Below are 24,558 nucleotides of genomic sequence, written 5' to 3'. Positions count from 1 at the left end.
AAACCCTTAATCTTTCGCAACTATCGGCTCTAATTTATATTTTTTTGCAATTGTCAAAAGTCGGCCATCTTTTTTTATCTGCCCAATGAAAACATTGACCTTATCTAACAATGATTTATCACCTGGCGCAACGGCATACGCATAGTCGGTTAGGTGAAAAGTTTGTGGCGGTGTAACTAACCTTGCCCAGTCAGTAGTTTCAAGCATTCTTCTGCTGTAGGGATAGTCAGTCATGAAAGCATCTGCGCGACCGGATTCCACTTCCTGTTCCCTCGTCGTTGGCGGCTTCACTGAAACCAATTTTGCCTGTTTTAGGGTCTGTTGCATGACGGGTTCCATGAGTGTGCCTGCTTGTACGACAATGACACGGCCTAGTTTGTCGATATCATCCCAGTTCTTGATTGATGTACCAGACTTAGTTGTTATCGCAAAAATATCACTACGTAAATAGGCCTGTGTGAAGGCAATTTTTTCTGCTCTTACCGGTGTAACTCCCACTGCGTGCATTGCAATATCACAGTGATTTTCTAACAGATTATCAATTAATTGGGGGAATGAGCTATCGACGTATTTGAGGGAGACGCTAAGATCTTTTGCCAGTTCTGAAGATAAATCGATATCGATTCCACTGAGTGATCGTGTCTTAGGGTTTCTGAAGGTAATGCCATAATAATCCGGCCAGATACATACTCGAATCTCTTTTGCTTCGAGAATTTTCTGGAGCCGTGTTGGCGCAGCTTCGGTATTTTTGCCCCATAAAAGAGATGTGATACAGAAGCACGCTAAACCGTATTTGTACGCTGCGAACATATCTTCTCTCCCTTATTTATAAGTTCTTCGAGTGTAGTCGAATCGCTCAAAAGTCGGTGAAAAACCGCTTACCTGCGTCGCCTTTTTGCTTTTTTATGACCTTATTTTACGTTGTGATAGGGACGTAAAGTTTGATGCAATTGCAAGATGTTCTAAAAAATTATTGAGACATTACACCTGCAGTAATTTCATACGACCGCAGTCGTGCTGCGTGATCAAAAATTTGTGACGTAATCATCAGCTCATCTGCACCGGTGCGATGGATAAATGCCTGCGTTGCTTCAGTAATCTTTTCTGGTGAACCGATCGCTGAGCATGACAAAATCTGATCGAGTAAGGCTTTTTCACCTGGGTGGATCTGATCGAGAAAATTATCTACCGGAGGTGGCAGGCGTTTTGGTCTTCCGCTGCGCAAATTGATAAACGCCTGCTGAGCTGAGCTGGCGAGGTAATGTGCTTCTTTGTCGGTATCCGCTGCAAATACGTTAAATCCCAGCATCACATAAGGTTTTTGCAGTTGTTTCGAAGCTTGGAAGCGTTCACGATAAATGGTGATGGCCTGCATCATCTGTGATGGAGCGAAGTGGGAGGCAAATGCATATGGCAGCCCCAGACTGGCTGCCAGTTGAGCACCAAAAAGGCTAGAGCCCAGTATCCATACCGGCACTTGTAAGCCTGTGCCCGGGACGGCGCGCACGGTTTGTCTGGGTTCTGCTGAAAAATAATCAATGAGATCAACCACATCCTGTGGAAATTCATCTGCATCTGAATCCAGATTTCTTCGCAACGCTCTTGCGGTTGCCTGATCGGAGCCCGGCGCCCGGCCCAGACCTAAATCGATACGACCCGGAAATAACGATTCCAAGGTGCCAAATTGCTCTGCAATGACCAATGGGGAGTGATTCGGTAGCATGATGCCACCAGCGCCAACCCTGATCGTCGAAGTGCCTGCTGCAACGTAACCGATGAGAATCGCAGTGGCGGCGCTAGCAATACCTTGCATACCGTGATGCTCTGCCAGCCAATAACGGTGATAGCCCCACTGTTCTCCGTGTTGTGCAAGGTTCAGCGTATTGCGAAATGCTTGCGAAGCGTCGCTGCCTTCGGCAATGGGAGCAAGGTCGAGAATAGAAAATGGGATCATACAACCATATGGGCTTATTTACCCGAAACACAAGTCTGCTGATGTATCAATACCTGCCGGCGTCTGCACGTAATTTGACAAGGCGACTCCCGGCAGGGATTACATCTCCGTTTTAGCGTATCAGCAAACCTTCAGCCTTCATCGCTGTAATAACTGCTGGACGAGCGGCAACCCGCGCTCTGAATGCGAGCAGATTTGCAAAACCTGAGATATCCAAGCCGACCAGATGTGCCCAGTTCGTTACGTTGAACAGATAGCCATCGGCGACGGAGAAGTGATCGCCCAGCAGATAATCTTTACCGGCTAATTCGCCATCGACCCAAGCCAGGCGGGATTTCAGTTGATCAGAGGCGGCTGCTTTCGTTTCGACAGGAGTTCCTGGTTTGAATAACGGAGCAAAATTTTTGTGCAATTCCGTTCCGATAAACGTCAGCCATTCCTGTAATTTGTAGCGTTCAAATGTACCGTTAGCTGGAGCCAGATTTTTCTCAGGGACCTGGTCGGCAATATATTGAACAATCGCCGGTCCTTCGTGCAGGCGGCGTCCGTCATCGAGTTCTAATAAGGGAACATAGCCAAGCGGATTGATGTTGTAAAAATCTGTGCCATCAGGTAACTTGTGGGTTTTTGTCGGTGCCGGAATTGCTTCGAACGTCAATCCGGCTTCGTACAAAGCTATATGGGCGGATAGCGAGCAGGCACCTTGAGAATAATAGAGTTTCATATTGTCTTTACCTTTTTTTGATTTGTGAATTTATACGTTGAAAGCTAATGGATGGTATGGCTTGATGCCGGCTAAAAAATATATCAACGAGTTTAACATTGCTCAGAAAAAATGTTTTACGCAAGCAGTTTTAGGCCGCAGTGGTAAGTCGCAGTGTTAAGTCTGTGGAGTTACTTCACTTGCGAAGAAAATCTGATAGCCCTCAGGAGCCAGTTTTAACAAACCTTGTACAGCCCGTTCGGCGCTCAACAATTGTCCTGTCGTGTATATACTGAAAAAAGGCTGGGGCGCTTTAACCCAATATGGATGTGGCACTTTCTTAGTGGCAGGTGCCGCACTCAGTAATTTCTCCAATTGCCGTGCGACAGCTTCACCTGTGTCGATGATCTGGATAGGCGCTGCGCCGCTGTTCGTAACGATTTGCTTGATGGCATCAGTCAAAAAAGGGTAGTGAGTGCACCCCAGAACCAGTGTATCAACCCCTTGCTCTAACAATGGTGTTATGTAGCTATGTAGTAGCGCTAATGTGTCCTCAGTATGCAGTTCATTTTTTTCAATTTGATCTACGAGACCTATGCAGGCTTGGGATAGAAAGCGCACATCGGTGTCAGCACTAAGTTGATTTTTTAACGTTTGAAACTTCGTGCTTTGCAGTGTGGACTGAGTTGCCAGTACACCGACAGTATGATTTTTGCTGAGTTGTATCGCAGGTTTTAGACCTGGTTCTACGCCGACAATGATCATATCTGGATAGGCATCGCGCAGCGTTTTGATGGCTGCTGCTGTTGCGGTATTACAGGCGACGACGATTGCTTTGCAATTTTTTTTGTGCAGATAATCAGCGATCAGCAGACTACGTTCAATAATAAATAATTCTGACTTATCACCATAAGGTGCAAAGCCAGAATCCGCAAAATAAATCAATGATTCATCAGGAAGTCGGTGACGTATATGCTGAAGTACAGACAGACCACCTATACCCGAATCAAACACGCCGACTGCGCCATATTCTGTTACTTGCATAACGTGTTTGTTCTCGTCAATATTTTATCAATGGATGCAGACGTCTTGCTAACTTAGTTCGTCACGGGAATGATGCCAATCTTGGCTTGCCATTCTTTTGGACCGGTGTTGTGGACGGAAGTGCCGTTCGAATCAACTGCTACGGTTACCGGCATATCCACCACGTCAAACTCATAAATGGCTTCCATGCCGAGATCCGCAAACCCAACAACCTTCGCAGTTTTAATCGCCTTAGACACCAGATATGCAGCACCGCCGACAGCCATCAGATAAGCTGACTTATGATTCTTGATGGATTCGATCGCTGCGGGTCCACGCTCGGCTTTGCCGATCATGGAGATCAAACCGGTTTTTTCCAACATCATGTCAGTAAATTTATCCATGCGTGTTGCTGTTGTTGGTCCTGCAGGGCCAACCGCTTCGTCACGTACCGGATCAACCGGGCCAACATAGTAAATAACGCGATTAGTAAAATCGACAGGTAAGCTTTCACCTTTGGCTAGCATGTCTTGAATGCGTTTATGTGCAGCATCGCGACCTGTCAGCATTTTGCCGTTCAACAGCAGCGTCTGACCTGGTGTCCATGAGGCGACTTCCTCCTTCGTTAGGGTATTCAGATCGACACGTTTGGATTTTTCTGTATCGGCAGTCCAGTGCACATCAGGCCAGGTGGACAGCGCTGGCGGATCCATATAGACCGGTCCTGAACCGTCCATGACGAAATGTGCATGGCGCGTTGCAGCACAGTTAGGGATCATGGCAACCGGTTTGGATGCCGCATGCGTCGGGTACATATTGATCTTCACGTCCAGCACGGTGGTCAAGCCGCCCAAGCCTTGTGCACCAATACCGAGAGCATTGATCTTGTCACACAATTCAATACGAAGTTCTTCGGTCTTGTTTTGCGGGCCGCGTTGTTTTAGCTCGTACATATCGATATCTTGCATCAGCGACTCTTTTGCCATCAGCATGGCTTTTTCTGCAGTACCGCCGATACCGATACCCAGCATGCCAGGCGGACACCAGCCTGCGCCCATGGTCGGCACGGTTTTCATCACCCAGTCAATCAGTGAGTCGGATGGATTGAGCATCACGAATTTCGATTTGTTTTCTGAGCCGCCACCTTTTGCCGCGACCTGAATGTCAATCGTATTGCCCGGTACCAGTTCCATATGAATGACGGCAGGGGTGTTGTCTTTGGTATTTTTACGGTCGAATAAGGGGTCGGCGACGATGGATGCGCGCAATACGTTGTCTGCATTCGCATAACCCTGACGCACACCTTCGTTGACGGCATCAGTGATCGAGCTTGTGAAGCCTTCGAGGCGGACGCCCATGCCGATTTTCATGAATACATTGACGATCCCGGTGTCTTGACAGATCGGGCGATGTCCTTCTGCGCACATACGGGAATTGGTCAGAATCTGGGCGATGGCATCTTTTGCTGCCGGACTTTGCTCTGCCTCATATGCGCGCCCCAGATGAGCAATGTAATCCGCCGGATGGTAATAGCTAATGTACTGCAATGCGGCGGCAACGGATTCGATCAGGTCGTCTTGTTTAATGACTGTCATGATATGGCTCTTGGCTAAGTAAAAAATCGGTGGAAAAGATTAATGTTTTTGCGCTTCGTTTTGCGTGCGTGTAACCAGGTTGTCGCAGTACGCAATCGCTAAAGCTGAAAGTAAAAAAGTTATATGAATCGCCGTTTGCGCGATGAGTTCTTTCGGCTCATAGGCGGCTGCATTGATAAAGGTTTTAAGCAAATGAATGGAAGAGATGCCAATGATTGCCATCGCCAGTTTGACCTTGAGTACGGTCGCATTCACGTGCGATAACCACTCAGGCTGATCAGGATGACCTTCGATACCAAGGCGTGACACAAACGTTTCATAACCACCGATGATCACCATGATCAGCAGATTGGAAATCATGACAACGTCAATGAGACCCAGTACGACCAGCATAATCGTCGTTTCATTTAATCGGGTGGGGCGCGGAGCGTTCGCTACCGTGACCGCGTCCAAAATATGTTTAAGAGCAGATTCATTACCCATCGCCGCACCGATTAAATCACTCAGTTCCACCCAGAAATGGAACACATAGACTGCTTGCGCAAGTATTAAGCCCAGATACAGCGGCAATTGTAGCCAGCGGCTAAAGAATATAACGCCCGCCAGCGGCGATAATTTATGTTGGGAATCTTTTGACATGGGGTAAGTTATCCATTGAGAAACAATAAGGCAATCGCTATTTTACACGGGCGAGGCGAGGGGGGCAGCTTTGGCGTCGGCTAAATTCTTGTAGCGTAAGGCTTGAGTAAGTCTGCGCGCCTATGTTATTGGCTGTCGTATATGCAATCAGTTCCGCCGTATGTTGTGGCATTATTATCAATTTTATTGACGCCATGCGTTCTCACTAAAACCTTAGTGCGGAATCGTTCCATTGATTGTCGCGACCTTTGTGACCACGAATTAAATTATAAGTATTGAATCGCAAGCCAATTACAATAAGCCGGAGATAAACATGTCTGACCTCGACACTACGAAAGCAGAATCTCGTATTTTTCCACCGCCAGCCGCTTTTGCCGCAACTGCGACGATTTCTGGAATGGCAGCCTACAACGCGCTCTGTGCCGAAGCCGAGAGAGATTACGAGGGTTTTTGGGGACGACTGGCACGCGAGAATTTGCACTGGCATACACCCTTCACCAAAGTGCTGGACGAGTCCCAGGCACCATTTTATAAATGGTTTGAAGACGGTTTGCTCAACGTGTCGTATAACTGCCTGGACGTCAATCTACAAAACGGCAATGCTGACAAAGTGGCTGTTATCTTCGAGTCTGATGGCGGCGATGTCACCAGAGTCACTTATAAAGAATTACACCAAAAAGTGTGTCAGTTCGCGAATGGTCTCAAGTCTCTGGGTATTACCAAAGGTGACCGTGTAGTGATTTATATGCCGATGTCCGTAGAGGGTGTCGTCGCGATGCAGGCGTGCGCACGTATTGGTGCCACGCACTCGGTCGTGTTTGGCGGTTTCTCTGCCAAATCCTTGCAAGAACGTATTGTCGATGTTGGTGCTGTCGCCGTGATTACTGCCGATGAGCAGGCGCGAGGTGGTAAACACTTGCCTTTGAAATCGATTGTCGACGAAGCTTTAGCATTAGGTGATTGCGAAAAGGTGCGCAATGTCGTGATCTATAAACGCACCGGCGGTAACATTGCTATTGTTCCAGGACGCGATCTCTGGATGCATGAATTAGTCGCTGCTCAATCTGATGTGTGCGAGCCTGAATGGGTGAGTGCAGAACATCCGCTTTTTATTCTTTACACATCAGGCTCAACAGGCAAACCAAAAGGTGTTCAGCATTCATCGGGCGGGTACTTGCTTTGGGCAATATTGACGATGAAGTGGACTTTTGATCTGAAGCCTGATGATGTGTTCTGGTGTACTGCGGATATCGGCTGGGTTACCGGCCATACGTATATTACTTATGGCCCGCTGGCTGCCGGGGCAACTGAAATCGTTTTTGAAGGTATCCCGACGTTCCCGAATGCAGGTCGATTCTGGGACATGATACAAAAACACAAAGCAACGATTTTTTACACAGCACCGACTGCTATCCGTTCCCTGATTAAAGCTGCGGATGGCGATGAAAAAATCCATCCGAAGCAGTATGATTTATCGTCCTTGCGGCTCTTAGGTTCCGTCGGTGAGCCGATTAATCCTGAGGCCTGGATGTGGTATCACAATCATGTCGGCAATCAAAATTGCCCGATCGTCGATACGTTCTGGCAAACAGAGACTGGCGGCCACATGATGACACCATTACCTGGTGCAACGCCACTCGTGCCGGGCTCATGCACCTTGCCTTTGCCAGGTATTATGGCTGCAATCGTTGATGAGACTGGACACGATTTGCCGAACGGGCAGGGCGGTATTCTGGTGGTCAAACGTCCTTGGCCGTCGATGATACGCACGATCTGGGGTGATCCTGAGCGCTTTAAGAAGAGCTATTTCCCTGAAGAGTTTGGCGGGACGATGTATCTGGCCGGCGACGGCGCGATACGTAACAAGGATACCGCTTATTTTACGATTACCGGCCGTATCGATGATGTGCTGAACGTGTCTGGTCATCGCATGGGTACGATGGAAATCGAGTCGGCATTAGTCGCGAATCCGCTGGTTGCAGAAGCGGCGGTAGTTGGTAAGCCAGACGACACAACCGGAGAAGCAATTTGCGCTTTTGTGGTGTTAAAACGCAGTCGCCCAACTGGCGATGAGGCCAGGCAAATCGCTACTGAGCTTCGTAACTGGGTCGCTAAAGAAATCGGGCCGATTGCTAAACCTAAAGAGATACGCTTCGGTGATAACTTACCCAAAACGCGCTCCGGCAAAATTATGCGCCGGTTGTTGCGTGTTTTAGCAAAAGGCGAAGAGATCACACAAGATATCTCCACTTTAGAAAATCCTGCGATTCTCGATCAGTTAAAACAGGCTCAATAAGAATGTACTTAAACTAATTTCATCTAGTTAAGCGCCTCAGATGATTGTGGTGTCAATTGCCGGGGTTCTTATCCGTTAACGATAACAACCCCGCTTTGTTTTACATTCTTATTGTCACTCAAATGTAGTTGTTAAGCGTGGCGGCATCACCATTGGTGTTATTTAGATTTGCAAACAGGATGTTTTTGTTGTAATGTTTGCAATATCTATCATGATTGAGGTGAGTCATGCAAGACACTTACACCGAGCGTCCCAGCGAGGATATTGTCTTAAACGCGTTATACAGTGCGGTCAGCGGAGAATTGCACTGGGCTGATGTATTGCGGACTTTGTCGGCTTATTTTAATGCCTCGTCTGCAATGTTAAAACTATCTGACCGGCGTCAATGTGCCCACAGTTTTTTTGTATCGAGCCAATTATCCGATCCTGTCGCTAAGGCCTATACCGATTACTGGTGGCGATATGATCCTTGGGCAAAAGCAGCGCAAAAAACTCTCAGTTTTCAACAAAGCAAAGTAGCACGTGGTAGTGACTTGTTGGCGGTTCGTGAACTGAAGCAAACTTTGTTTTATAAAGATTTTTTACTGCGCATCCTAGCTGAGCACTTATTGTTAAGTACGATCAGCGATCATGGTTCTGCTGATCGCCTGCAATCGCCGCCGGCAAGCTTTTGCTTTATGCGCGCACCTGATTGTGTCGATTTCTCTGATGCTGATGTAAAAAAACTCAAACAACTTACGCCGCATCTTCACCGTGCCTTTAAATTGCACTGGCAATGGCGTAGTAGCCAGGCGCAATTACTGGTATTTCAGCGTAGTCATAACGGCCTTGATTTTGGTGTGCTATTTTTTGATGCGACGGGCCGTATGCTGAGTTCGAATACAGTAGCGAAAGAGATTATTGCCGACCCTGAATTTGGTCAGTATTTTTTACCTTTGCCGCATGTCATGCAGATTGGCAGTCAGCTCGATCATCTGGTGCATGCAACAACGAGGGGTAAGGGAGGGTCGTTAAACTTATCTGGAAAAACCCAGCGCTTGCTCGCCTTCGCCTTACCTGTCGCGTATCCGGGGCGCGTAGTGGATAAACGTAAAATAGCGAGATGTGCCGTTATGTTGATGCTGGTCGATCCGCGCAAACAACCGGGGGCTGCCATTGATTTTATGGTGCGCAGTTTTAAACTGAGTAAAGCTGAATCGAGAATTTTGCCGCTATTATTTGATAACCATACACCGGCCGAGATGGCGGATATGCTAGGGCTGAAAATTTCGACCATTCGCAGCCAACTTTCCTCTGTGTATGCCAAGACGGGTACAACACGTCAGCAAGAGTTAATTTTGCTACTTGGCGCCGCACCCCCGATACGGCAAGCGGATCCTGTCGTTCCCAACAGATCTGTTCATTAGCTGTTTTGTCGTTGTGATGACGAGCTTATCGGTAATGAAAAAGAGGGAGCCATTTGCATGGATCCCTCTTTGACGATTTGCTGTGAACCTGTTTCACAACCGATTCTATGAGATGGGCCTTATTGTCAGTTGTATGAGTGCATGCCGTATCGGATTGGCTTTATCCCAGGGACGTATCAATTTTGCGCTCACCTGATAAACTCCCGCCATTCCGGTGACGCTTAACTGCTGCTCAGGCCCGCCACCGGCCTGCGTTGGGTATTCTGCTTCCTTGCCTGTATTGACTGACGATTTGTCAACGAGCCGGAGTCCCGCCGGCAGATCGACATCCCAACGGAACCCGGTTGCGCCGCTTGTGCCAAGAGGCAAGGCAATGTCGTCGCCTTCCATTCCCTCGACAGTATGATTCTCACTAGCCATTGCCCATGCGCACATGTTTAGCCACCTTCTGCGATACCACCTGCAACGGGCATCCACGGTTTCCAGCTAGTTAAACCCGGTTGCCAGTGAGAATTAATTACATTGTGATCGGTGCCAATCGCAAAAATATCCAGCTGATCCGGTGCTCTCGATACTGCAAAAACGGATGTGTCGGCGGCGGCGGTACCGCTGGCAACACGCCACCAGCCGTGCCAAGAAGTAAAGCCGGGCTCCCAAGCCGCGGTATAAATACCGTGATCAGTACCCACAGCAAAAATATCGAGTTTATTAGCGCTGCGGGATACGCCGAACACGGAGGTGTTTGGTGCCGCAACGCCACCTTGTATCCGCCACCAGCCGTGCCATGAAGTAAAACCTGGCTCCCATGCGGCAGTATAGATGCCATGATCACTGCCGACACAGAAAATATCGAGCTTATCGGGACTGCGTGATATCGCATAGACCGAACTGTTCGGTGCAGCGACCCCGCCTTGCACACGCCACCAGCCATGCCACGAGGTAAAGCCAGGTTCCCATGCCGCGGTATAAATTCCCATATCGGCGCCAACTGCAAAAATGTCTAACTTGTCTTTGCTGCGCGACACCGCGAAGACGGAGGTGTTAGGTGCGACTTTAAGATCGCCGATTTTCCACCAACCACGCCATGAGGTGTCACCAGGTTGCCATGCGGCTGTATACACATGACCATCGGTGCCGACACAAAATATATCCAAATGATCTGCACTGCGTGACACGGCATGGATCGAGGTGCCTGGTGCGGCAACGCCGCCCTGAATGCGCCACCAGCCGCGCCATGAAGTATCGCCTGGTTGCCACGCCGCGGTATAGGTGCCGTGATCTGTCCCGACACAAAATAAGTCTAACTTGTCCGGACTGCGAGAGACGGCATGCATAAAAGTACCCGGTGCCACGACGCCACCCTGTACCTGCCACCAGCCGCGGAAACTGGTTTCAGCTCCTTCCATCGCCGCGGTATAAGTCCCGCGGTTCGTGCCCGGAGTGAATACATCGAGTTTGTTTAGATTTCGTGAGACACCTGTCACCATGGAAGTAGTCGCAGGCATGATGATCCCATGGCAGCCATAAAATGGTTCGCTGTCGATATTGCATTGACCGTAACCTATCTTAAAGAATCCAGCGCCTGTACCGTCAGGATCTGCAGGTCCGCCGAACCCGGTTCCCCATGAATTACGGCATATCCAGCACTGGTCAACATCGGAATAACCAATCACCATCACGGCATGGCCGCCACGGAACTTGCCGCTGACATGGTGATAAACGCCGCCGCCGTAACTGTCGAAATCTTCATACACAGCGAAGCCGCAAACCATGGGGCCAACGCTGGAAAGATACGCTTTGCGTGAATCACCGGTCCAGGCACTGTAGTCACTAATGCTGTAGGTGCGAAAAGCGCGATCCATCTCGGCGCGGTTATGCGCGGCCCAAAGGCTGTTCGGATCAGCAGGATTGGCAAGTTGTGGCGGATTATCGAATGCCGACATGTAAGGAAACGTCGATTCGGTAGCAATGCCACGAGCCTTGATCTGGCCCAGGGCGGCGTCATTATTCCAGCCGCCGCAATTAGGGCCATGCGAGGATGCAAAATGCTGATCCGCCTCAGATAAATTTAAATTCATCGCGCCGCGCTCAATCGCTGCCATGGCCGCCGTCATGCCTGCCGTAGCAAAAGATACGCAAGAGCCGCAATAAGCCTGATCCGTGACCGGACCGATCACGCCATGGTCACGCCAGTCGAAAGAGGTTGGAGGCGCTCCTGCCGATGGGGCGTTACTGACGGCATTTGCAGTATTTGCAGTGGCCGCAGACGATGCTGCTGTGTTAGCTATATTGGTTGAGAGATTCGCTGAAAAATATCTGGCGAACTGTGCTGGAAAGCGCTGGCGCATCAATGATTCTGCAACCAGTGAGGCCCGTTGTATTTTGCCTGCGTCTGACGGCTCCCAGCCGAGGCCGCGAGGGCGCTCGCCGGCAGGGACTGCGCGTACCCGCCACTGATGTCCGGCTTGCGTGATCGCTTGTTTTAGTAGAGTGGTATCGAGTGCCATTTTCATTACCTTCCAAATTAAATGGTTGAGTTATTGGGGCTAAAGCCAATGGCGCTGGCAAATTGATGCTTTGCTGTACGCTATTGAGCGGGCGTTTTGGCAGGCTGTCTAACTCCACTGTTAATGTCATCGACGAATGACAGGTCAGACCAAAACGACCCACCGATAATGAAAGCCTTGAACAGAAGTTTCATCCTTCAAGTGAAGGAAGAATGGAACTATTTTTCACTTATTTTGTAAGCGACACAGAAAGGAATGCGGGAGCGAACTATGGGGGGGCAGGAGTAATCCCAGGACGGAGTGGGGCTAACTCTGTGAGATGGCAGAACTCATTAAAGAGAATTAGGCGATTACAACGGTTAGCATTATTTTTCTCAAGAATAAACTTTCTCTGCGGAAATTTTTCTAGCTTCAGGTTAAAATTCGGCACGTGTAATGGCATTCAGGCCAACCGGTCGGTTTATGTTGCTTTGCTATCCACATCCTGCTATTTACTGATCTCGTGCACAGAATACAAAGATTTTTTTACGGCTGGTTACAAACAGGCGTTTATATCCGTTTGTACGTACCGTTGGCTATATTAATTCTGGTCGTCGGCGGATTTCGCTACTACCTCCTGATCGATACGGAGGTGAATGACGCTCGACAGCGTTCTGCTGCTGAGATGCGTCAGGTCGCCCATTTTTTGATGCCGACCTTGAAAGAACTCTCCGCAACACAGCAAAGTACCCAAATACATGAACTGATCGGTCATGAAATTCAAACCAGCGATCAAATTAGCGACATCCGCTGGCACTACTTGAGAGGTTCACCAGTTCACATTCATAGCCAGAACCGTCTGATTGAGGCACCGCAATGGTTTGTCGTGCTTCTCCAGCTAACAGAATCTTCTTTTGTCCAGCAATTGGATTCCGCTCAGGGGATTGAGGCAACTCTGGAGATTTATACCTCGCCAGCAACGGCGATAAATACCATCTGGTACAAAGTGCGTACACAGGCAAAAGTCTCTGTCGCGATCATTTTCGCCATTTTCTTTCTATTAAGCCTGATACTTAGAGCTAATGCCAAAACTCTGGCGGAATTAGCCGCAGCGACAGTCCGGTTCAAGCAAGGCGAACATGCCGTCCGCATGAAAGTTGCCGGCAGCGTGGAATCCCGTGCATTGGCAAATACGTTCAATAGCATGACAGAGGAAGTGCAGAAATTATTTCGTTCGCTGCAGCTAAGCCAGCATGAGCTTGCAAGCGAAAAAGAGCGTGTAGAGACGACTCTCGCATCAATCGGTGAGGCAGTGATCAGTACCGATTTGGATGGACGTATTTTAACGATGAATAAGGCGGCAGATCAGCTCACAGGCTGGCAGCGCGACGATGCCGTATCTGTACCGATGCAGGAGGTATTTATTCTTCTGAATCTTGATGCGCAAGAGAAAATGCATGAATTCCTGGTGCAACTGGGTACCGGGGTTGATGCGTTGCAATTCAGTAATCAGACGCTGATTGACCGTAGCGGTTTGTACCATGAGGTTGATTGCACCGCTGCACCGATCAAAAGAGACGACGGAGCCGTTATCGGTTGTGTTCTGGTGTTTCGTGATGTCAGCGAAAAACGCTTGCTGATGCAGCAGATATCCTGGCAGGCCGGTCACGATAAATTGACTGGACTAGAGAACCGCAGTCTGTTTTCCGAACGTCTGAAGCTTGCCATCATGCAGGCTAATGTACGCCAGCACTGGCTCGCGGTGTGTTTGCTGGATATCGATCATTTTCAATTGATTAACGAACAGTATGGGCCGGAGATCGCGGATAAATTACTGCAACAGGTTGCCAGGCGCTTAGAAATTTTTGTCGGTGCCGGTAATTATGTGGCTCATCTGGGTGGCGATGAATTTGTCGTTTTGATGCAGGTTCAAAAAGAGGCGATAGATCTGAATCACCGTCTTACACCCTTACTGGATGAATTATCACGTCCTTATCAATGTGAGCAAAAACAGATCGCCTTGACCAGTAGTGTGGGCGTAGCGACTTATCCGCGTGACGATATCAATCCCGATACTTTATTGCGTTGTGCCGATCAGGCCATGTATCAGGCAAAGCTGAGCGGGCGGAATCAATTTCACCTGTTTGACGCGCAACAAGATCAGCAAGTCCGCACTCATCACAACCAAAGGACCAGGATCCGTAGTGCTTTATTGGATGGTGAGTTCCGTTTGTATTTTCAGCCTAAAGTGAATATGCGCAAAGGGCAGATTATCGGAATGGAAGCGCTGTTGCGCTGGCAGCATCCTGATCAGGGAATTGTCGGGCCCTTACAGTTTCTACCCATGGTCGAGCATACTGATTTAATTATTTCTATTGGTGAATGGGTCTTGCAGCAGGCAATGGCGCAATTGCTGAAATGGTCGGTAGCGCATAAAGACTGGGTAGTCAGCGTGAATATCGCTGCCAGACATTTTCAGTGTGCAGATTTTTTGAGTAGCCTGACCGCGATTCTGGCGCAATATACTGAAGTTTCTCCCTCTTCATTAGAGATTGAGATTCTGGAGTCAGCGGCGATTCAGGACATACAGCACGTACGCGAAGTGATGATCGCATGCCAGCAACTGGGTGTCCGCTTTGCTTTAGATGATTTTGGGACGGGTTATTCGTCATTAGCGTACCTGAAGCGTCTGCCAGCAAATATTCTAAAAATCGATCAGAGTTTTGTGCGGAATATGCTAGGTGACCAGGAGAACCTGGCTCTGATCAGTGCAGTGATTGGTCTAGCTGATGCGTTCAGGCGTGAAGTAATTGCCGAAGGTGTTGAGAGCCCGGAACATGGCGTCGCTTTAATGGAGTTAGGCTGCGACTTTGCCCAGGGTTATGGCATCGCGCGGCCCATGCCCGCAGACGCGGTAGATAGATGGGCAAACTCGTATGAGCCAGCAGTAGCTTGGGCTTTGCAGGGGGAGGGATTGTGATGTCTATGGGCGTCAGCAGCGGACCATGAAACAGCAACTAATAATGCCATTCATCATTCGATGCTGATCATGCAAGTTCTCTGCTTATTGATTGTTTAATAAATCGCCCGCATTCTGAATTGCCGGCCTTTGATATTGCTGCGACTCAGCTTTTCTAAGGCTTTTTCTGCAATATGACGATCTAGTGCAACGTAGGTCATAAATTCGAATACATTGATTTTGCCCACCTGCTCTTTGCGTAAGCCAATGTCAGCAGTCAACGCACCAAGCAAGTCGCCTGGCCGTAGCTTATCTTTTTTTCCGCCCATGATGCAGATACTAACCATCGGTGCTTGCAATGCGCTCCTGGGCGCGTCTGGATTGTTATCGAGTTCGCTGAGTTCGTGCCACCGGACGGCCTCGCCCTGATATTCTTCGATCAGTTTTACCCATTTTTTTTCGCCAGGCGTTGCCAGGCTGAGTGCCAAGCCTTTTTCTCCTGCGCGGCCAGTCCGGCCAATACGGTGGATATGAACTTCGGTATCTTTGGATACGTCTACATTAATGACTGCGCCGAGAGTTTGTATATCCAGGCCGCGTGCAGCAACATCGGTTGCGACCAAGACAGAGCAACTTTGATTGGCAAAACGCACTAATACCTCATCACGATCTCTTTGCTCTAGGTCGCCATGCAGCGCCAGCGCGCTGATTCCTTGCGCCTGCAACTCGTCGGTCAGTTCCTTGCAATGAATTTTGGTATTACAAAAAGCAATGGTGGATGCCGGTTGATAATGGTTGAGTAAACGGGCAACCGCTGCGTTACGTTCTTCTGGCGTCACCAGATAAAATAATTGCTCGATATGGTTATCGTTGTGCTGCGACTCAACTTTTACCTCGGCAGGATCTCGTAAAAACTGCTCACTGGCTTTGCGAATATCGTCCGGATAGGTTGCCGAGAACAACAAAGTCTGACGACGTGGTGAACATGCTGCGACGATGCCATAGATGTCTTCATAAAACCCCATGTCGACCATGCGGTCTGCTTCATCCAGAACTAATGTCTGCACCGTGTTCAGATTAATACTGCCGCGTCCGATGTGATCCAGCAAGCGGCCCGGTGTGCCGACGACGATGTGGGCTCCATGTTCAAGTGAGGCAATTTGCGGTCGCATGGCTGTGCCACCGCACAGGGTTAGTACCTTGACATTCTCAATAGAGCGGGCCAGACGGCGCAGTTCATTGGATACCTGATCCGCCAGTTCGCGGGTAGGGCAGATCACCAGGCCCTGAATTGCGAAATAGGTAGGATTTAATTTCGCCAGAATGCCTAAGCTGAATGCTGCTGTTTTGCCGCTACCAGTTTTGGCCTGAGCGATCAAGTCACGCTGTTCTAAAATAATCGGCAGACTGGCTGCCTGAATGGGCGTCATCTCCTTATAGCCAAGACTATCCAGATTGGAGAGCAGAGCGTCTGACAAGGGCAGGCTGTTAAATGCAGTCTGGTGTGCAGTCTGATGTTCGGTTTGATTTGGCATAGGGCTTGATTGAACTTATATCGGTGGATTTGGCAGCGTCAGCAGCATCGGCAAATTAGCAGAATTGACCGGATACGCGCAGTCTAACATTCATCGCAGGATCATCGACAGGTGGTTCTGCGTGTAAGCTGGCTCAGCGCCAGATAGGTAAACCACTCAGATCCTTATTTTCATCATGTTGCCATGCCGGCAGTCCGCTGTGATCGACAGGGGATAGTGCGTGAAGCAAATCAAGTTGTACCTGCTTTGGCATTTTAGCCTTGCGTTTGCCCAGTTTATTACCGGCTTGTTTCGTATGGTCCAACTCTGCTGCCAGATTATGATGAAATCCCGGCAGTTCTAGTGTTGCAGTATCTTTGGTATCTCTCATCGCATATTCGTGTTTCTCAGGGGTTACACTTTTAGAATGCGAAAATAAAATAGCCATACGCCGAGAACAATCATCGGCATATACAAAAATAAGCTTGGAAAATGTGCGGACGCACGGAAATTGGTTGCGGGGGCAGGATTTGAACCTACGACCTTCGGGTTATGAGCCCGACGAGCTGCCAGACTGCTCCACCCCGCGTCTGAGGGGGCGAATTGTACCTTGGCACGGCGTGCGACACAATCTATTACTGAATTTATTTTATATCAGACTATCTCTGCGTATTTTTGACGCCAGGCAAAGTGCATCGACTTCTTCCAGATTCATTTGTTTTTCATCATAGTCATGTATGCTTAACACAAAAGCTTCATCAAATGCATGCATAATAGCTAGCTTTGATAGCCCGACTTATTTCAACTATTTTCATGTATTTATACGCCCTTGATCAGGAAGTGAATCGGCTGGAGACGGAACTGACGACCCTGACTGGTGCCTCACGCATCGGCCAGCTGGTGCTTCTCGCCTGGTATTTGCGACAGCGGGATAGTAGCCGTGCGTTGTCTCTGGTCAATGAGGTCGATAATCTATTACGTAATAGTCCGCTCATGCCTGATCAGCGCAGAGTTGTCCGCGCCCGCATGGCAATTATTCGCGCCGAAATCGCGTCATTATTTCGTGAGTTTGAGCAGGCAGAAGAGTTACTGCATAACGCGAGGATCGTGTTTCTTGCCATGAGCGATTTGATTGGTGAAGGCGATACTGCCTTGACCGAGTCTTTACTTGCATTGGAGCAGGGGCAAATGGAGCGTGCAAGCGCAGCCGCCCGCCATGCCGTTAATCGCTTTCAGATGAGTGGCGAAGGATTACGTTACCGTCTGGCACATGCTTGGGCAATATATCTGAGTGCCTACTCGGATGCCGACAATGCTAATGATCAGTTGCAAGAGCTGATTGCCCTGTGTCCGGAACCGCGTCATCCTGCTCTTGCCGCATTAATTTCCGCGGCGCAGGGCGAAATGCTGTTTTCTCCGGAATTAACTCGTTCAGCAGTCATGTATTCGCAGGCCAGTGAATTTGCCAAACAGGCAGGTCTGGTGCGGCTGGCAATTATGGCAGCATCCAATGCAGGTGTGTGTTTGCAGAAGCTGGGTGATTTTGACGAGGCTGCCGCCAGTTATGACTGGGCGGTGTCGCGTGCACGGCAAACTGGCTGGCCTGCGCTGATCGGTTTTAGTCTGATGCGCCTCGGCGAGTTATTGCGCCATCTGGGACAGCTCGATCAAAGTCAGATTGTGTTGCAAGAGGCATTGGAAAGTCTGGATGCGAACAAGAGTGGCATTCACAAAGCGATTGCTCAGGCGGAATTAGCCAATACCTTATTGCTGCAAGGCGACGCCGAGGAGGCCGCGCGTTATTTTGCATCAGCAATTCGGTTGTATCGTGAGGCAGGCTCCAGAAATAATCTGGCGGAACATTTAATCTGTTATGCCCGCGCATTATCTACGTCGCATCAGCCAGAACTCGCTCTGGCTGCAATCGCCGAGGCGCAGCAACTGATTATCGAGCCCGCATTTAATGCGCTGGGTGTCGACATTAGCGAAGCGATGGCAGAAATACATGGGCTGCATGTTTTGCCTTATCCGTCTCCGATGACAGCGCCAAACATCATATTGCATTATCTAGAGGAGGCGCTGTGTTTCGGTGCCTCTTTGCAAGGCTGGATGGCTCCCTCGAAATTACTTCTGTCCCTAGCAGAGGCATGGTCTGAGGCGGGGGACGGACAGCGAGCCTTTGATTATGCAAAACAGGCCATTGCGGCAGATCGCCGTGAACGCACCAAGCAAGCAAGTAACTGGGCAACTCTGATGCAGGTGCGTTACGAAACCGAGTGTGCCCGTGCAGAGGCTTTGCATCATCAGCAATTGGCTGCGACCTTGATAGAAACGACACAGACCCTGGATTTGTTGAGCAAAATTGGCCAGGAAATCACCGCGGATTTAAATCTCGATAGCGTTTGTAAAACCCTGCATCGCCATCTCGAAGCCTTACTGGATGCGACAGACTTGTCGATCTGGTTGCTTGCCAGTGACGGCATCGGCCTGAATCTTTATCACAAGGTTGAAAATGGTGAGGTTCAGGCGATTCAGACCTTGGTTCCTGATAAAAATACACGACATGCAGCACGTTGCGTGACAGAAGGACAGGAACTTTTATTTGAGATGGATGGCGTCAGCGAAGGGGATAATGGGACACATGCATCCAAAATCCGCACGGCCTTGTTTGGGCCTCTGGTAGTTGGAGACCGAGTACTAGGCGTTATGTTGATACAGTCGCTTAATCAGTCCGCCTATGCAGAGCGTCAGCGTCTTATATTCCGCAGCCTGTGCGCCTACGGTGCAATTGCTCTGGACAATGCGCACGCTCATCACGATCTGCAAAAAACGCAGATTCAGCTCAAACAAGTGCTAAAAGAATTGGAAGAAGCCAGCCTCACGGATCCGTTAACGGGTTTAAAGAATCGCCGCTTCTTGTCGCAGAATATCGAAGCAGACGTCGCGTTAAGCGTCCGTAGTTATCAGGCATCGTCACAATCCTCATCGCAGTTTCAGCTGCAATCTTCATTAACTTCTGACGAGACACCTGGGCCTAAGGATACGGATTTACTGATGTTTCTGGTCGATCTGGATCATTTTAAGCAAGTCAATGACAAGTACGGTCATGCTGCGGGGGACGCGATTCTGGTGCAGATCCGCCAACGGTTACAGCAAGTATTTCGTGATTCGGATTACCTGATACGCTGGGGTGGCGAAGAGTTTTTGATTGTCGCACGCGGCACTTCCAGAGACCGCGCCGAAGAATTAGCTGAACGGGTCAGGAATATTGTTGCTGAAATTCCTTTTCAACTTGAGGGTGATTTATTTATAGGGCAAACCTGTTCTATCGGATTTGCGTGTTTCCCCTTTGTTAAAGCCTATCCACGAGCGATCGACTGGCAGGACGTCATTGATATTGCCGATATCGCCTTGTATTCGGCCAAGCATTCTGGGAGAAATGGCTGGGTTGGTCTGCATGCAGAAGAGCATGCCTGGCCGGAGCTGCTGCTGCGCACCTTGAAAGCCGATGCGCAAACGGCGATACTAAATAAAGAGTTACGTTTATCCACGAATAAATTACAAGAATCCGTGTTGAGCGCGATGGCGAAGAAGCCCGAAGACTGACGTTGTGCTTGCCTCTGCATGGCAGCAGGTCATCTCGCCGATGTAAAAATAAAATTAAAAGAAAGCATGTATTTCATGGAATACCCTGTCATTGACACCCAAATTTCACCAGATGGTCGCCTTGAAATTTTATCTAAGGCCGAGGTACAAAAACTACTCGATACCAGCCACAGCGGCTTGTATCAACTGTTTCGCCGTTGTTCGTTGGCCGTATTAAACTGCGGCAGCGGTCTGGATGACGGTAAGGAATTGCTGGAGCGTTACCAGAGCTTCGATATCAGCATTGTGCAGCGTGAACGCGGTATCAAGCTTGACGTTAAGGGTGCTCCGGCCAGCGCTTTCGTCGACGGTGTAATGATCAAAGGCATACAGGAACACCTGTTCACCGTGTTGCGCGATATTTTGTTCATTCATGGCGAGATAGAAGACAGTCCGAAGTTTGATCTCGATACTACGGAAGGCATCAGCGACGCTGTTTTCCATATTTTGCGCAACGCCAATGTATTACGTCCACAGACCAACCCGAACATGGTCGTATGCTGGGGCGGACACTCAATCTCCGGTGTCGAATATGACTACACCAAAGAGGTCGGTTACCAGATGGGTTTGCGCGCACTGGATATTTGCACAGGTTGCGGTCCCGGTGCGATGAAAGGCCCGATGAAAGGCGCAACCATCGGTCATGCAAAACAGCGCATACTCGGTGGACGTTATCTGGGAATTACCGAGCCAGGCATCATTGCCGCTGAGGCGCCGAATCCGATTGTCAATGATTTGATTATTTTGCCGGACATCGAAAAACGTCTTGAGGCTTTTGTCCGTGTCGGACATGCTATCGTGGTATTTCCCGGCGGCGCAGGCACTGCTGAGGAGATTTTGTATATCTTAGGTATTTTGTTGCATCCAGAGAATGCGGATTTGCCTTTCCCACTAATTTTTACCGGACCGGAAAGTGCCAAGGACTATTTCCATCAGATTGATCAGTTTATCGGTGATACTCTTGGTGCAGAAGCGCAAGCTAAGTATCAGATCATCGTGAATGATCCTGCGCTGGTCGCGCAGGAAGTGCAGGCGGGAATTAAAAAGGTCAGGGAATTCAGAAAAACAAAAGGCGATGCCTATTACTTCAACTGGCTGTTAAAAATAGATACTGAGTTTCAGAAACCTTTTGATCCGACCCACGAAAATATGGGTAATTTGGAGTTGCATAAAAATCAAAAGAACCACCTGCTTGCAGCAAATTTACGCCGAGCCTTCTCCGGTGTTGTTGCAGGAAATGTAAAAGATCAGGGAATTCGCGCAATCGAAAAGCACGGACACTTCGAAATTCGGGGTGATGTTGCAATAATGGAATCAATGGACGCGTTATTAAGCTCATTTGTTGCGCAAAATCGTATGAAACTTCCCGGTAAAGCGTACACACCGTGTTACCGCGTTATAAAATAAGTGCTGGTGGCAAAAAAGTGCATTGAAGAAACTACGAAGAATTCAATTGCACACATGATCGACTCCCTAACCTTTGAGGATGACAGACATGAGTATCAGTAGCGTACAACAGGAAGTTGACGAGCGAACCAATCTGACTGGTTCCAACAAATTCGAACTTCTCTTGTTCCGTCTCGGTGGTGATGCTACAGGCGACCGTTCGGAATTATTCGGTATTAATGTGTTCAAGGTGCGTGAGATTGTTGCTATGCCTGTTATTACCGCAGTCGCTGGCGCGATGCCGCACAACCTCGGCGTTGTCAATTTGCGAGGGCAAATCATTCCGGTGATTGACCTGCCGTCCGTAGTCGGCTGCAAACCTAAGACTGGCCTGAACATCATGCTCGTCACCGAGTATGCTCGTTCAACTCAGGGTTTTGCGGTGGAATCGGTCGAGGAAATTGTCCGTCTGGACTGGAGCCAGGTATTGTCGGCAGAGTCGAGTGCAGGCGGTGGCATGGTCACCAGCATTGCGCGACTGGATGGCGATGTCGAAGATACCCGTTTAGCGCAGGTACTTGATGTCGAGCAAATCCTGCGTCAGATTGCACCTAAGGATGGTAAGGATGTGGACCCTGAAACGATAGGATCAAAAATCATTATCAAACCGGGTACCGCGATTCTTGCCGCTGACGATTCCGCTGTCGCTCGCGGTTTGGTCGAGCAGGCGCTGAATGCGATGGGTCTGCAATTCATCATGACTAAAACGGGCAAAGAAGCCTGGGAACGATTGCAGGCAATTTCAGCCGCAGCGCAGGCAGAGGGCAAGACCGTGTATGACAAGATCGCCATGGTGTTGACCGATCTGGAAATGCCGGAAATGGATGGATTTACTCTCACCCGTAATATCAAGCAGGATGACAGATTTAAATCCTTGCCGGTAGTCATTCACTCATCTCTATCCGGATCAACCAACGAAGATCACGTCCGCAGTGTCGGTGCGGATGCGTATGTGGCAAAATTCGTGGCAGAAGAACTGGCGGCGACGATACGTGAAGTCTTACGCTGAAACAATGACCTGTCAGCATAGAGAGTCCGGATGCCGGTGAGCGTTACGGCTCCCTGGCATATAAAATATTAAGGGCGCTGGCAGCGCCCTTAATATTTAGAACTAAGCTAATCTATTTCGTAAATTATTCGTCTATTTTATAGATAAGCAATATTTAGGTTACTAGCGATCTGCGGGGGGCTGTGCCGGAACCCGTTGCCAGCCCGAGGGGCAGCTTTTTATTGCGGGGTAAAATCCGTCCGGATTATGGCAATAGTACCAGTCGCCGTTGCCTTGCTGCGGTACGCTGGGACTGACATAGGTCGTTGTGCCAGACGACGAGCTTGTGACCGCCGGAGCTGAGTAGCTTTGCTCAATGTAAACAGTCTGGGGCATGGTCGTTACTACCGGTGCGACAACAACTTCTGGATAATAGCGGTAAGTAGTCGGATAATAGTAAGGGCTGCCATAGTAATAGCTACTTCTGACGATGGGAAATGGATTGACATAAAGTCCCACACCCCAGCGCGGACCATGATAAAAGTGGGGGTGATCTGCCCAGGCGATGTTGCTGCTTGTTGCAGCAAGTAGTGCCAGCGAGCAAAGCACGGATTTTGTCCAATTCATCATTAACCTCTTCAGTAATATATCGCTATAAGCATAGCAAGTTTAGGACGAAATGCATCGTCGTGCAGAACGAATTACAGCTTGTTACCAAATGAGCCATCAATAAACAAACTTGTTACTTCAGGCTACACAGTGGCCGGTAACGCAGTATGAATACCACGAACGATTTGTAGCCTTTATAGGCTCAATGTGTTTAACACCGTGTATAAGCGACAAACAGGATAGAGAGCGAAGTCAGGCCCTTCTCCCACCAACAGACTAAGGAACCAGCATGACCTATGAAGAATATTTAGATGAAGTTACCACCTTAATGACCGAGATGTATGATCTTAGCGACCAGGCAGCGATAAAGTATGTGATGCGCGCTCAGGCCGCAGACTATTTTAGCTTGCACGATGACCACCCGGAGATGCGTACTCAGGAGCGTGCAGTGCAGGACGCGAAAATAGTCTTCGAACAAAGGAATAAGTCACGTCCGGAAATTTATCGTAAATAGTATGAAGACTGTTCTGGATCTCGCTACCTGGAACCGGCGCGAGCACTTTGCTTATTTTTCGCAATTTGAAGAACCTTTTCACGGTATCGTCGCCCATGTGGATTGCACTTGGGCACGGCAATATTGCAAAGAGCAGAAGTTATCATTCTTCCTGTTTTATTTGTACCAGATAGTAAAAGTTGTCAATCAAACCGATGCCTTGCGATACCGGATCGAAGACGGGAATGTCGTCGATTACGCTAGGATCAATGCATCTGCAACGATACAGCGCGATGATCATAGCTTCGCTTTTTGTGATTTTCCGTTTGAGCCCACGTTTTCAGCATTTGTTTCGGGTGCCGAGGTGGCAATGACCCGTGCCCGGCAAACTAGCGGCTTAGGTTTTAATGCAGAAATGGCCCGCAATGACGTCATCCATTTTTCCGCAATTCCCTGGATCAGTTTTACTGGGCTTACACACGCCAGGCAGTTTAAGGAAAAAGACAGTGTGCCCAAAATATCAGTCGGAAAATATCTTGAACAAGACGGTAAACTTATGATGCCAGTCGCTGTTTTTGCTAATCATGCTTTAGTTGATGCATACCATGTTCATTTGTTTTTGCAAAAACTCGAATCTTTGATGGAGCAGCCGCCAGAATACTGAATGTGGCCGAATCTAGCCAATTCTTGCCCGTCCTGGCCACTAGCATCGCCGCTGACATCGACTATTGATGGGGCTGCGATGGAAATACACTCTGAGTTCGCTCTCACTTTGGTCAATCACAGTACGCTGTGTTGCCTT

20 protein-coding genes and 1 tRNA gene are annotated in these 24,558 nt (G+C 49.0%); 8 read left to right on the top strand and 13 right to left on the bottom strand.

Annotated elements, in window-relative coordinates; all coding sequences use genetic code 11:
• Positions 1–6: 6 nt before the first annotated feature.
• The 6 genes from ACO0LE_RS14935 to ACO0LE_RS14910 all read right to left on the bottom strand — a co-directional run bounded on the left by ACO0LE_RS14935 (position 7) and on the right by ACO0LE_RS14910 (position 5,914).
• On the bottom strand, positions 7–810 hold the full coding sequence (locus ACO0LE_RS14935) for an ABC transporter substrate-binding protein (protein ID WP_422961149.1): 804 nt from the start codon (positions 808–810) through the stop codon (positions 7–9).
• 160 nt (positions 811–970) lie between these two features.
• Complete coding sequence (locus ACO0LE_RS14930; RefSeq protein WP_422961148.1) at positions 971–1,954, bottom strand: LLM class flavin-dependent oxidoreductase; 984 nt, start codon at positions 1,952–1,954, stop codon at positions 971–973.
• Between the two features lie 112 nt (positions 1,955–2,066).
• Positions 2,067–2,678, bottom strand: a complete 612-nt coding sequence (gene gstA / locus ACO0LE_RS14925) for a glutathione transferase GstA (protein ID WP_422961147.1) — start codon at positions 2,676–2,678, stop codon at positions 2,067–2,069.
• Positions 2,679–2,834: 156 nt separating this feature from the next.
• Positions 2,835–3,701, bottom strand: a complete 867-nt coding sequence (gene murI, locus ACO0LE_RS14920) for a glutamate racemase (protein ID WP_422961146.1) — start codon at positions 3,699–3,701, stop codon at positions 2,835–2,837.
• A 53-nt stretch (positions 3,702–3,754) separates the two neighbouring features.
• Complete coding sequence (locus tag ACO0LE_RS14915) at positions 3,755–5,275, bottom strand: fumarate hydratase (protein WP_422961145.1); 1,521 nt, start codon at positions 5,273–5,275, stop codon at positions 3,755–3,757.
• 39 nt (positions 5,276–5,314) lie between these two features.
• Positions 5,315–5,914, bottom strand: a complete 600-nt coding sequence (locus ACO0LE_RS14910) for a TIGR00645 family protein (protein ID WP_422961144.1) — start codon at positions 5,912–5,914, stop codon at positions 5,315–5,317.
• 313 nt (positions 5,915–6,227) lie between these two features.
• On the opposite strand from ACO0LE_RS14910, the gene acs reads away from it, so the two are divergent.
• Positions 6,228–8,210, top strand: coding sequence for an acetate--CoA ligase (gene acs / locus ACO0LE_RS14905; protein ID WP_422961143.1), 1,983 nt, complete (start codon positions 6,228–6,230; stop codon positions 8,208–8,210).
• A 227-nt stretch (positions 8,211–8,437) separates the two neighbouring features.
• The gene (locus tag ACO0LE_RS14900) at positions 8,438–9,616 is read left to right on the top strand and encodes a helix-turn-helix transcriptional regulator (protein ID WP_422961142.1); all 1,179 of its coding nucleotides are present in this window, start codon (positions 8,438–8,440) and stop codon (positions 9,614–9,616) included.
• 105 nt (positions 9,617–9,721) lie between these two features.
• Here the strand turns inward: ACO0LE_RS14900 and ACO0LE_RS14895 are convergent, their stop codons facing one another.
• Positions 9,722–10,036 (bottom strand): protease inhibitor I42 family protein, encoded by a 315-nt coding sequence (locus ACO0LE_RS14895; RefSeq protein ID WP_422961141.1) that lies wholly within the window; start codon positions 10,034–10,036, stop codon positions 9,722–9,724.
• Between the two features lie 17 nt (positions 10,037–10,053).
• Positions 10,054–12,123 carry a C1 family peptidase gene (locus ACO0LE_RS14890; protein WP_422961140.1) on the bottom strand — a complete coding sequence of 690 codons (2,070 nt, stop codon included), beginning with the start codon at positions 12,121–12,123 and terminating at the stop codon, positions 10,054–10,056.
• A 571-nt stretch (positions 12,124–12,694) separates the two neighbouring features.
• On the opposite strand from ACO0LE_RS14890, the gene ACO0LE_RS14885 reads away from it, so the two are divergent.
• Positions 12,695–15,082, top strand: a complete 2,388-nt coding sequence (locus tag ACO0LE_RS14885) for an EAL domain-containing protein (RefSeq protein ID WP_422961139.1) — start codon at positions 12,695–12,697, stop codon at positions 15,080–15,082.
• Between the two features lie 95 nt (positions 15,083–15,177).
• Here ACO0LE_RS14885 and dbpA read toward each other — a convergent pair whose 3' ends face one another.
• The 4 genes from dbpA to ACO0LE_RS14865 all read right to left on the bottom strand — a co-directional run bounded on the left by dbpA (position 15,178) and on the right by ACO0LE_RS14865 (position 17,347).
• Entirely contained in the window at positions 15,178–16,596 is a 1,419-nt protein-coding gene (dbpA, locus tag ACO0LE_RS14880) for an ATP-dependent RNA helicase DbpA (RefSeq protein WP_422961138.1), read from the bottom strand.
• A 133-nt stretch (positions 16,597–16,729) separates the two neighbouring features.
• A complete protein-coding gene (locus ACO0LE_RS14875) occupies positions 16,730–17,023 on the bottom strand; it encodes a hypothetical protein (protein WP_422961137.1) in 294 nt (97 codons plus the stop codon).
• Positions 17,024–17,087: 64 nt separating this feature from the next.
• Positions 17,088–17,164: transfer RNA gene (locus tag ACO0LE_RS14870), tRNA-Met, on the bottom strand.
• Between the two features lie 60 nt (positions 17,165–17,224).
• On the bottom strand, positions 17,225–17,347 hold the full coding sequence (locus ACO0LE_RS14865) for a hypothetical protein (RefSeq protein ID WP_422961136.1): 123 nt from the start codon (positions 17,345–17,347) through the stop codon (positions 17,225–17,227).
• A 41-nt stretch (positions 17,348–17,388) separates the two neighbouring features.
• Here ACO0LE_RS14865 and ACO0LE_RS14860 point away from each other — a divergent pair, with 41 nt between their 5' ends.
• The 3 genes from ACO0LE_RS14860 to ACO0LE_RS14850 all read left to right on the top strand — a co-directional run bounded on the left by ACO0LE_RS14860 (position 17,389) and on the right by ACO0LE_RS14850 (position 22,675).
• Positions 17,389–20,181 (top strand): diguanylate cyclase domain-containing protein, encoded by a 2,793-nt coding sequence (locus tag ACO0LE_RS14860; RefSeq protein WP_422961135.1) that lies wholly within the window; start codon positions 17,389–17,391, stop codon positions 20,179–20,181.
• 75 nt (positions 20,182–20,256) lie between these two features.
• On the top strand, positions 20,257–21,627 hold the full coding sequence (gene ppnN, locus ACO0LE_RS14855; RefSeq protein WP_422961163.1) for a nucleotide 5'-monophosphate nucleosidase PpnN: 1,371 nt from the start codon (positions 20,257–20,259) through the stop codon (positions 21,625–21,627).
• 94 nt (positions 21,628–21,721) lie between these two features.
• Positions 21,722–22,675: a chemotaxis protein gene (locus ACO0LE_RS14850; RefSeq protein WP_422961162.1), complete on the top strand. Its 954-nt coding sequence runs from the start codon at positions 21,722–21,724 to the stop codon at positions 22,673–22,675.
• Positions 22,676–22,837: 162 nt separating this feature from the next.
• On the opposite strand, the gene ACO0LE_RS14845 is transcribed toward ACO0LE_RS14850, so the two are convergent.
• Positions 22,838–23,281 carry a hypothetical protein gene (locus ACO0LE_RS14845; protein WP_422961134.1) on the bottom strand — a complete coding sequence of 148 codons (444 nt, stop codon included), beginning with the start codon at positions 23,279–23,281 and terminating at the stop codon, positions 22,838–22,840.
• A 271-nt stretch (positions 23,282–23,552) separates the two neighbouring features.
• Between ACO0LE_RS14845 and ACO0LE_RS14840 the strand changes: the two genes are divergently transcribed.
• Complete coding sequence (locus ACO0LE_RS14840) at positions 23,553–23,777, top strand: hypothetical protein (protein ID WP_422961133.1); 225 nt, start codon at positions 23,553–23,555, stop codon at positions 23,775–23,777.
• A 1-nt stretch (position 23,778) separates the two neighbouring features.
• A complete protein-coding gene (locus ACO0LE_RS14835; protein ID WP_422961132.1) occupies positions 23,779–24,420 on the top strand; it encodes a CatA-like O-acetyltransferase in 642 nt (213 codons plus the stop codon).
• Positions 24,421–24,558: the final 138 nt, after the last annotated feature.

Source organism: Undibacterium sp. Xuan67W, assembly GCF_049340165.1.
In the GTDB taxonomy this organism is placed as follows: Bacteria; Pseudomonadota; Gammaproteobacteria; order Burkholderiales; family Burkholderiaceae_D; genus Undibacterium.
Note: the sequence above shows the minus strand (reverse complement) of the source record. Positions and strands in the feature narration are given on the sequence as shown.

What these genes read in the sequence shown, in the direction of transcription:
- ACO0LE_RS14910 (WP_422961144.1), bottom strand. Translation starts at nt 5,914, where the DNA reads ATGTCAAAAGATTCCCAACATAAATTATCGCCGCTGGCGGGCGTTATA.
- dbpA (WP_422961138.1), bottom strand. Translation starts at nt 16,596, where the DNA reads ATGCCAAATCAAACCGAACATCAGACTGCACACCAGACTGCATTTAAC.
- ACO0LE_RS14935 (WP_422961149.1), bottom strand. Translation starts at nt 810, where the DNA reads ATGTTCGCAGCGTACAAATACGGTTTAGCGTGCTTCTGTATCACATCT.
- ACO0LE_RS14840 (WP_422961133.1), top strand. Translation starts at nt 23,553, where the DNA reads ATGACCTATGAAGAATATTTAGATGAAGTTACCACCTTAATGACCGAG.
- ACO0LE_RS14875 (WP_422961137.1), bottom strand. Translation starts at nt 17,023, where the DNA reads ATGGCTATTTTATTTTCGCATTCTAAAAGTGTAACCCCTGAGAAACAC.
- acs (WP_422961143.1), top strand. Translation starts at nt 6,228, where the DNA reads ATGTCTGACCTCGACACTACGAAAGCAGAATCTCGTATTTTTCCACCG.
- ACO0LE_RS14845 (WP_422961134.1), bottom strand. Translation starts at nt 23,281, where the DNA reads ATGAATTGGACAAAATCCGTGCTTTGCTCGCTGGCACTACTTGCTGCA.
- ACO0LE_RS14915 (WP_422961145.1), bottom strand. Translation starts at nt 5,275, where the DNA reads ATGACAGTCATTAAACAAGACGACCTGATCGAATCCGTTGCCGCCGCA.
- ACO0LE_RS14895 (WP_422961141.1), bottom strand. Translation starts at nt 10,036, where the DNA reads ATGGCTAGTGAGAATCATACTGTCGAGGGAATGGAAGGCGACGACATT.
- murI (WP_422961146.1), bottom strand. Translation starts at nt 3,701, where the DNA reads ATGCAAGTAACAGAATATGGCGCAGTCGGCGTGTTTGATTCGGGTATA.
- ACO0LE_RS14860 (WP_422961135.1), top strand. Translation starts at nt 17,389, where the DNA reads ATGTATTTATACGCCCTTGATCAGGAAGTGAATCGGCTGGAGACGGAA.
- ACO0LE_RS14900 (WP_422961142.1), top strand. Translation starts at nt 8,438, where the DNA reads ATGCAAGACACTTACACCGAGCGTCCCAGCGAGGATATTGTCTTAAAC.
- gstA (WP_422961147.1), bottom strand. Translation starts at nt 2,678, where the DNA reads ATGAAACTCTATTATTCTCAAGGTGCCTGCTCGCTATCCGCCCATATA.
- ACO0LE_RS14930 (WP_422961148.1), bottom strand. Translation starts at nt 1,954, where the DNA reads ATGATCCCATTTTCTATTCTCGACCTTGCTCCCATTGCCGAAGGCAGC.
- ACO0LE_RS14835 (WP_422961132.1), top strand. Translation starts at nt 23,779, where the DNA reads ATGAAGACTGTTCTGGATCTCGCTACCTGGAACCGGCGCGAGCACTTT.
- ACO0LE_RS14865 (WP_422961136.1), bottom strand. Translation starts at nt 17,347, where the DNA reads ATGCATGCATTTGATGAAGCTTTTGTGTTAAGCATACATGACTATGAT.
- ppnN (WP_422961163.1), top strand. Translation starts at nt 20,257, where the DNA reads ATGGAATACCCTGTCATTGACACCCAAATTTCACCAGATGGTCGCCTT.
- ACO0LE_RS14890 (WP_422961140.1), bottom strand. Translation starts at nt 12,123, where the DNA reads ATGGCACTCGATACCACTCTACTAAAACAAGCGATCACGCAAGCCGGA.